At 44.6% G+C, this 6,983-nt stretch carries 6 protein-coding genes; all 6 read right to left on the reverse strand.

Annotated elements, in window-relative coordinates; translation table 11 throughout:
* Positions 1-10 precede the first annotated feature (10 nt).
* Positions 11-358, reverse strand: a complete 348-nt coding sequence (locus tag OXG10_00410; protein MCY3825836.1) for a fibronectin type III domain-containing protein — start codon at positions 356-358, stop codon at positions 11-13.
* A 90-nt stretch (positions 359-448) separates the two neighbouring features.
* Positions 449-2,368, reverse strand: coding sequence for an AAA family ATPase (locus tag OXG10_00415; protein MCY3825837.1), 1,920 nt, complete (start codon positions 2,366-2,368; stop codon positions 449-451).
* A 299-nt stretch (positions 2,369-2,667) separates the two neighbouring features.
* On the reverse strand, positions 2,668-2,919 hold the full coding sequence (locus OXG10_00420; protein ID MCY3825838.1) for an AbrB/MazE/SpoVT family DNA-binding domain-containing protein: 252 nt from the start codon (positions 2,917-2,919) through the stop codon (positions 2,668-2,670).
* A gap of 42 nt (positions 2,920-2,961) precedes the next feature.
* Positions 2,962-4,128, reverse strand: a complete 1,167-nt coding sequence (locus tag OXG10_00425) for an IS4 family transposase (protein ID MCY3825839.1) — start codon at positions 4,126-4,128, stop codon at positions 2,962-2,964.
* 224 nt (positions 4,129-4,352) lie between these two features.
* Positions 4,353-5,468, reverse strand: coding sequence for a RelA/SpoT domain-containing protein (locus tag OXG10_00430; GenBank protein ID MCY3825840.1), 1,116 nt, complete (start codon positions 5,466-5,468; stop codon positions 4,353-4,355).
* A 221-nt stretch (positions 5,469-5,689) separates the two neighbouring features.
* The coding region (gene mutS / locus OXG10_00435; GenBank protein MCY3825841.1) for a DNA mismatch repair protein MutS at positions 5,690-6,983 on the reverse strand (1,294 nt) is incomplete at its 5' end.

Below are 6,983 nucleotides of genomic sequence, written 5' to 3' on the forward strand. Positions count from 1 at the left end.
TGCCGGGGAGTCAGATGCCTGCAGCGCCCTGACTTCCAGTGCGAAACTTGATTAAAGCCGGTTTGCTCTTTCCGTGCTCGTTCTTGGATCGAATCTCTAACTCGTATTCGGTGTTCGGCTTCAAATCTTCAAAACCACACCCGGTCAAAGGCGTTTCAAATCCAAAGCTCCAGTCTTCAGTGCCTGCTTCCCTAATGCGAACCACGTACGTAATCTTCGGAGACCATTCCGCTTCTATGTTCTCCTTTCCCATAAAATCCTCTAAACCACTTAAAAAGATAGAGAATGTCTTAGTGGCCCCATTCCATAAAACAGGAGGTTTGTCCTGACTTGCTGTTGACCAATCTTTTTCTTTCATTCCTTATTTCTTTTCAGTCATTCTTAACTTATATGTGCTCTTCTATGTTTCGGAACGTGCCATAAGTAAACAGAGAAGTGGTCCGATTTTTTAAAAAAGAGAATTAATCAACTTAAACATATCCTCAAATCTATTGAGTGTGTTATCAGAAAAATCTTTAGATTCTGCTCCAGAACGTGCCAAAAAATTTGCAGGACGATAGTGATTATACCTTGGAAGATTAAGGAATTTGTTTATTTGGAGAACTATACGGGGGATACCACTGTTCAAATCACCTGCGGATATATCTTCATGCTCATGAAATGCCGAGTTAAATATTTTTAGATATTCTTCCTTTTCGAACAGGTCTTCAATATCAGCTTCTTTTGCCTGTACAAATTTGTCAAAGAAAATAACTCTCTTCTCTTGAATGAGTTTTTCACGGGCAAGATTTTCTATATGTGATTTGCTGGATCTGTCTATGTTAGAATCAAGCAAACAAGCTATGTCAAGCTTGTTTCCTCTCAGAAGAGATACAAATGTCGCCACCTTCTCCATTCCTCCAACGGGTATTACAGTAATTTCTTTACTTAATCCCGTTCTATCATTTTGCTGGAGAATACCAGACATAATTTCTAAATAAATAAGATCGGAAACACCTTCTACCAAGAGATTGTTTCTTGAAATGTATAGGTTCTGGGCAATGTCATAACCTAACGCAGCTTGAAGAGGAAATAGTGTATTTGGGTCTTTTTCTTGTATGCTGGTCGATATGACCGATCCATTCTCTGTTTCTAGAACAGTGCGCACTCTCTCTAGGCGTTGTGAATCCACCATGAATGGAGAATGAGTTGTATAAATGATTTGATAATCTTCAGACAGCGTTTCGATAAATTTCAACAAATCTGCTTGAGCCGATGCGTGTAAATTTAAACCTGGTTCGTCAAGCAAAATAATATAATTGGAGCTTCTATCTTCTTGTATTTTCTTAAACCAAACCAAGAATGAAAAAAACCAGTTGAATCCTCTGCTTCTATTTTTAAGTGGTAGAGAAACTTTTGTTCTGTTGTTTCTGACTCTAATGTCTAAAATATGTTTAACTATGGTGACATTACCTTGATGATCCTTTTCTTCTTTCTTGTCTATATCAAATTGAATATCTAAGTTTTTATTAGCTGACCAAAACTCAAATAATTCTTCCGTTATGATTGTTTGGGTAGCTTCTAACTCCGCTTTGAAGTCTTCAAAATCATCTGCTTGAACCAGTTCACTTATTTTGATCTGAGCTAATTCAAAAAGTGCTTTGGCTGTTTTTGACTGGTCTTCGTCTAATTGAGAATTTTCTAGCTCTTCAATACAAATTCTTGATGGGAGTGCATAGTATTCATCATAGTAGAGATACTTTGGAAGATTAGGGGAAATATGTTGCCTGTAAATATATTCACTCAGACAGCTATTTCTCCATCCCCATTTATTTTCATAATATTTGCGTAAGGATTCTAAAGATGTTTTTATGGTATCGTCTTTGTAGCCTTCTATCAGTTTGTTCAGTTCTTCCTCACTAGAGACCTTATACAATTTATCATTAAGGGTTGTACTGGAAATTCCTAATGCGTTCGTTTTTTGTTTTAGAAACTTTTTATAATCAGATGTAATGCCGCTAACTATATCCTTTCCTAAATAATAAGTTTCCTTTCTAATAATATTTTGCTCGAATACTCCTGTACCAACATCTTCAGAAATTTTTGAAAGTAAGTCGGTGCTGATTTCGAACTCACAAGTTATTGCTTTAGCTCTTTCCCCATCTTTTTCCATTTTCTTTTTTTCTCTGCGGGGATAATCATGAGTCGCATTAAAGATGAACTTCTTATCTTTTTCAAAGTAATTTGTTTTTGCTAATGCTTCCAATATTGCAGTTTTCCCAGACTCATTCATTCCAACAAGTACTGTGATGTCCTTATCGACTTCAAATGATTGATCGTTTTCTATGCATTTATATTTATGGAGTGTTACTCTTTTGAGATTTATCATGATGTCTTTATTTCCGAATTTTTTCTTAATTTTTGCCCAAACAGCACTATAAGACTAACACAAAACATTAATTATTTCGTAACTGCCCCCGAATTATTAGCCCCATAAATGAGTGCTACGAGAGAGTGAAGTCATGTTGGGTTGATTATACTGCGTCCCTCAACGGTGACAAGAATTGACTCGTAGGCCGAAAGATCATTCAGACTCCTGGTATTGATTACCGAACGTACCCCCAGATGTTTTTTTCCATGTCCTGGCTCCGTAAAGACCAAGTACCCACAAACACCAGATTCGTATCCCTACCATGTCCAGCCTTCGGCGTCGAATTCACCCTCAAAAGCATCGGGAACAAGCGGCATGTCGTCGTCTGCGTTTGCCATTTCTTCAAATGCAACGCCCCAGTCATGGCGCACTCTCCGCACAGGCTCAAGCATGATGCCCCCGTTTGCTACACGCATCTCCAGTTCGTCGCCGAGACCACACTGCCTGATAACAGACGAAGGAATACGGATTCCCTTGGAGTTGCCGATAGATATCAATTTAGCTCTCATTGCAGTTCCTCCTTATACAATCGCACATTACTGTCCCAACGTTTAATCAAACAATTCCAGTTGGTTATGGTACACCGAGTCTGGAGACAAATCCAGCCCTTTCGTAAGTAGTTGATTTAACGGGATTTTTTCAAACAGAGTCAGGCTCAAAGTCTGTAGAATTGTGTAGAGACTTGCCTCAAGATCAAGCCTTTTCTTAATGATTGCAATAAGCACATATACCGAAACCGCAATCCATATCTGGGTCTTTACAGCATTTTCCGACTCACCATGGAAACTCTTGATTCGCAGGTGCTGTTTTATCCACTTGAAGAACAGTTCGATGTGCCAGCGACTGCGGTAAAGATCGGCAATGGTCATGGCAGGCAGAGAGAAGTTGTTTGTGATAAAGGTGAGCGTCTTGTTTCGTTCTTTGTCTCTGTACTTTACGCGTCGAAGAGATTCGGGGAAATCTCTGATGCTATTGTAGCCACTGAGTTTGATTGTCTGATCGCAGATAAGCCCTGTTGAGCGGTCAACCGGATGGGAGTAGAGGCGGCGGCACTTGGTGTTTTTCTTGGTTCGTAGAACAAAGAAACACAGAGACTGATGAAGATAGCGCAGACGGACAAAGTCAAGGCAGGCTCTATCCATAACATAGAAGGCGCCGGGTTCCGGGACAAGTTGGTCAAGGATATTGACGTCATGGAGTTTGCCATCGGAGATGTGAATAAAGGCAGGGATATAGCCACGCAGGTCAAGCAGCGTGTGTAGTTTCACGGCTGATTTTGTTTTTCGGAAACGCGCCCACGGAAACAAGGCAAGGCAGAGGTCTATTGTGGAGGAGTCCAGAGCGTAGACGGTGTTTTTGATATCAAGACCGAGGTCATCATCGTGATAGAGGGAGCGAGCTTTACGAATGAGGCCTTGTGCGAAATCAGCATAGATACGCCAGTCACGCACCTTGTTCGCGTTAGCGAGAGTGTTGCGTGATACGGGGTTCTTGATTCCCATGTGATAGAGTTTTGATTTGTGGGCACGAAGCGTGATTTCAATGTCTCGGAGGCTTTCTCTGTGGGTGAGTTGTGCGAAAGCCATACAGCGATATTGCTCTGCACAATAAAACGATATGACTTTATGGTCACCGTTATAACGTTGTACGCATCTTCGGAATGTGGTCCACGGAATGTAGTCCATTATTTGAGAGAAGATTTGTTTGCCGGTATACATGATATTTGCCTCCTTGCATGCAGGTGAGTACAAATATCATCTGGAGTTGGTTTTGGCACTTCAAGTCGGCACCGCCTATTATTGCCGACTTAATGCTTGGAATCAGTTAGTTACGAAACATTTGGCTCAAAACGTTGGGACAGCAGTGACAATCGCATTGTAATTACTTGACAGCGCATATTCCGTCTGAAAGTAAACGGTGGTTTCGATTGAAAACAGAGAACTCATATGTTCATTTTAAATCGGAATTGGTGTTCATTTATTTCAGAATCCACATCCATCAATGGCCATTTTACCCAGACACCCGAATCGGATTCTGTCGGCTTGTCAGAGAGCAAGGAATATCCTTCAAGAATTCTGTAAATAAAATCCTCCGTGTCTGAAAAGTAATTTTTAAAAGCCTCTCTTATATCTTCTCCCTTGTCGCCCCTTACAAACACGATGTTTTTCCCCGGGTTTTCCCGTTCCAGTTCAGCAAGCTTCCGCAAAGCTTTGGGAGCGCTTGGGAAATCCCACTTGGACAATCTGCGTTCTTCATCATCAAACATGAGAATGATATTTTTTGCTTCTGATACATCCTCCCGTATCACATCAAGAAGTCTCAGCTTCTCTACAAACCCGATTTCTGAATTCAGCCTGTCAAACCCCTCGACGATTTCATTATCGCCGAGATTTCCCAGACATGACTTCCTGCCTTCAAAAACCCTCGCCAGTATTTCGCTTGCGAAACGGAAAATCTCAAGCCACCGTTTGTCTCCCTGTCCGAATTTCAAATTGTTATCCGTAACGAATCCCATAACCTCAACTGCGGTTGCCCAAGAATGTTGAACGAGCGTCCGGTACTGAATTTCAACCAGCAACCCCGTGTACCGCGAATTGCTGTTGTAAGAATAGACATCATGCACACCTCTGTATCCGTCATTTTTCGGGGATTTTATGTAGTCATACTTATCCGGGTCGTTTTTCAAATCATGACTGAGTTTTGAATTGTGGAGATTCTCGCGGAACTCATACAAGACCTCTGCATTCTCGAAAATTACCCTGCATCCCGCTATGTCGTTCATCTGGGAAAGCTTCATCTTTGGGTGCCTCCTCAACTTGTCAATAATAGTATCTTTTCGCTTGTGTCTCTGGACAACCATAATCTCCCCTTCTGAGTGCCTAGCACGGTTTCTAAGAAGTGTCTGAAACGTATTCAGAACCTGCCTGTGCGAAGCCCGCCAATTTTCCAGAACTTCTGTATCCTCTTCGTTGTCCCTGCGATTTCTGAAGTTGGTTCCCGCCTTGTCCACTCTTTTTTTCGAGCATGTGGAAAAGCGGTGGTTTCGAGTTGATTTCATTTCAGCATGCATTGCAGTAAAACATAGACGCAACCTTTTAAGTTTCTGCCCGTCGGTTAAGACCCCAAGGGGCAGGGAAACTCAGAGACTTCTTGAATAATAAACAGTGTTTTCTAATAACCCGGCAAGCGCAACATGATATAAAAAGATACCGGAAGTGACTTTCATAATATTTGCTTCTACCTTCATAGATGGAAAAGATGATTTTATAACCGCTGGTCTCATTTCTTCGCCTTCTCAGAAAGCTCGACCAGCTTCGAAAGCGCCTCCATGGGGGTCATGTTCATGGGATCAAGGGCCACGAGGTCCTCCGCGAGAAGCTCTTCCTTCCGATAGGCGGCCTCGGATTCCCGATCCGTTTCCGCGTCGAATAAAAGAAGCTGCCCGCCAAGCATCGACTCAGAAAGCCCGGCCTTGAACTTCTCAAGGGAAAAAAGAACCTTCCTCGCGGAGTTAAGAACCTTCGCGGGAACACCGGCAAGCCGGGCCACCTGTATGCCGTAGCTGTGGCTCGTAGCTCCAGGGACGAGCTTTCTGAGAAACAGTATCTCCCCTTCCTCCTCCTTTACCGCCACGTTTGAGTTGGTGACCCCGGGCTTTACGTCCGCGAGGTTCGACAGCTCGTGGTAGTGGGTGGCGAAAAGGGTAATTGGGCCCTGGTCGTAGAGATACTCCGAAACCGCCCACGCTATGCTCATCCCGTCAAAGGTGCTCGTCCCCCGCCCGATCTCATCGAGTATGACGAGGCTCCTCGGGGTGGCGTTTCGCAGTATGTGCGCGGTCTCGACCATCTCGACCATGAAGGTCGACCGGCCCGCGGTGAGATTATCCGACGCCCCCACCCTTGAGAAAACACGGTCGACTATCCCGAGCCTTGCCGCCCGGGCCGGAACGAAGCTTCCCATCTGGGCCATCAGCGATATGAGCGCCACCTGCCTTATGAGGGTCGATTTGCCTGACATGTTGGGCCCCGTGATGATCATGAAGCGCTTGTCCTCCGAATCAAGGGTGACGTCGTTCGGGACAAACCCTCTCTCGAGTCCTATCCTCTCGACCACTGGATGGCGGGAGTCTCTGAGTTCGATTTTGGGGTGCGGCACAAATTCGGGCCTGCAGTAACCGTAGCGCGACGCGATCTCTCCCATGGAGCAGAAAACATCCGTCTCCGCGACCACGGCCGCCGTTGCCTTTACGCGCGGGGACTCCGCGGCCGCACGCCTTCGCACCTCCTCGAAAAGCGAGGCCTCAAGCTCGGTTATGCGCTCCGCCGCGGTGAGTATCTGCTCTTCGTATTTCTTGAGCTCGGGCGAGATGAAGCGTTCGCTTCCCGAAAGGGTCTGTCTTCTTGAGTAATCCTCGGGCACCGAAGAAAGCTTGGACTTCGTAACCTCGATGTAGTAGCCGAACACCCTGTTGTACCCGATCTTTAGGTTGGCTATCCCCGTTCTCTCCCTCTCCCGCCCCTCAAGCTCGGATATCCATTTCCGCCCGTCGCTCTGGATCTTGCGCAGGCGG

The organism is Candidatus Dadabacteria bacterium (assembly GCA_026706695.1).
Taxonomy (GTDB): Bacteria; Desulfobacterota_D; UBA1144; order Nemesobacterales; family Nemesobacteraceae; genus Nemesobacter.

What these genes read in the sequence shown, in the direction of transcription:
- OXG10_00410 (MCY3825836.1), bottom strand. Translation starts at nt 358, where the DNA reads ATGAAAGAAAAAGATTGGTCAACAGCAAGTCAGGACAAACCTCCTGTT.
- OXG10_00415 (MCY3825837.1), bottom strand. Translation starts at nt 2,368, where the DNA reads ATGATAAATCTCAAAAGAGTAACACTCCATAAATATAAATGCATAGAA.
- OXG10_00420 (MCY3825838.1), bottom strand. Translation starts at nt 2,919, where the DNA reads ATGAGAGCTAAATTGATATCTATCGGCAACTCCAAGGGAATCCGTATT.
- OXG10_00425 (MCY3825839.1), bottom strand. Translation starts at nt 4,128, where the DNA reads ATGTATACCGGCAAACAAATCTTCTCTCAAATAATGGACTACATTCCG.
- OXG10_00430 (MCY3825840.1), bottom strand. Translation starts at nt 5,468, where the DNA reads ATGAAATCAACTCGAAACCACCGCTTTTCCACATGCTCGAAAAAAAGA.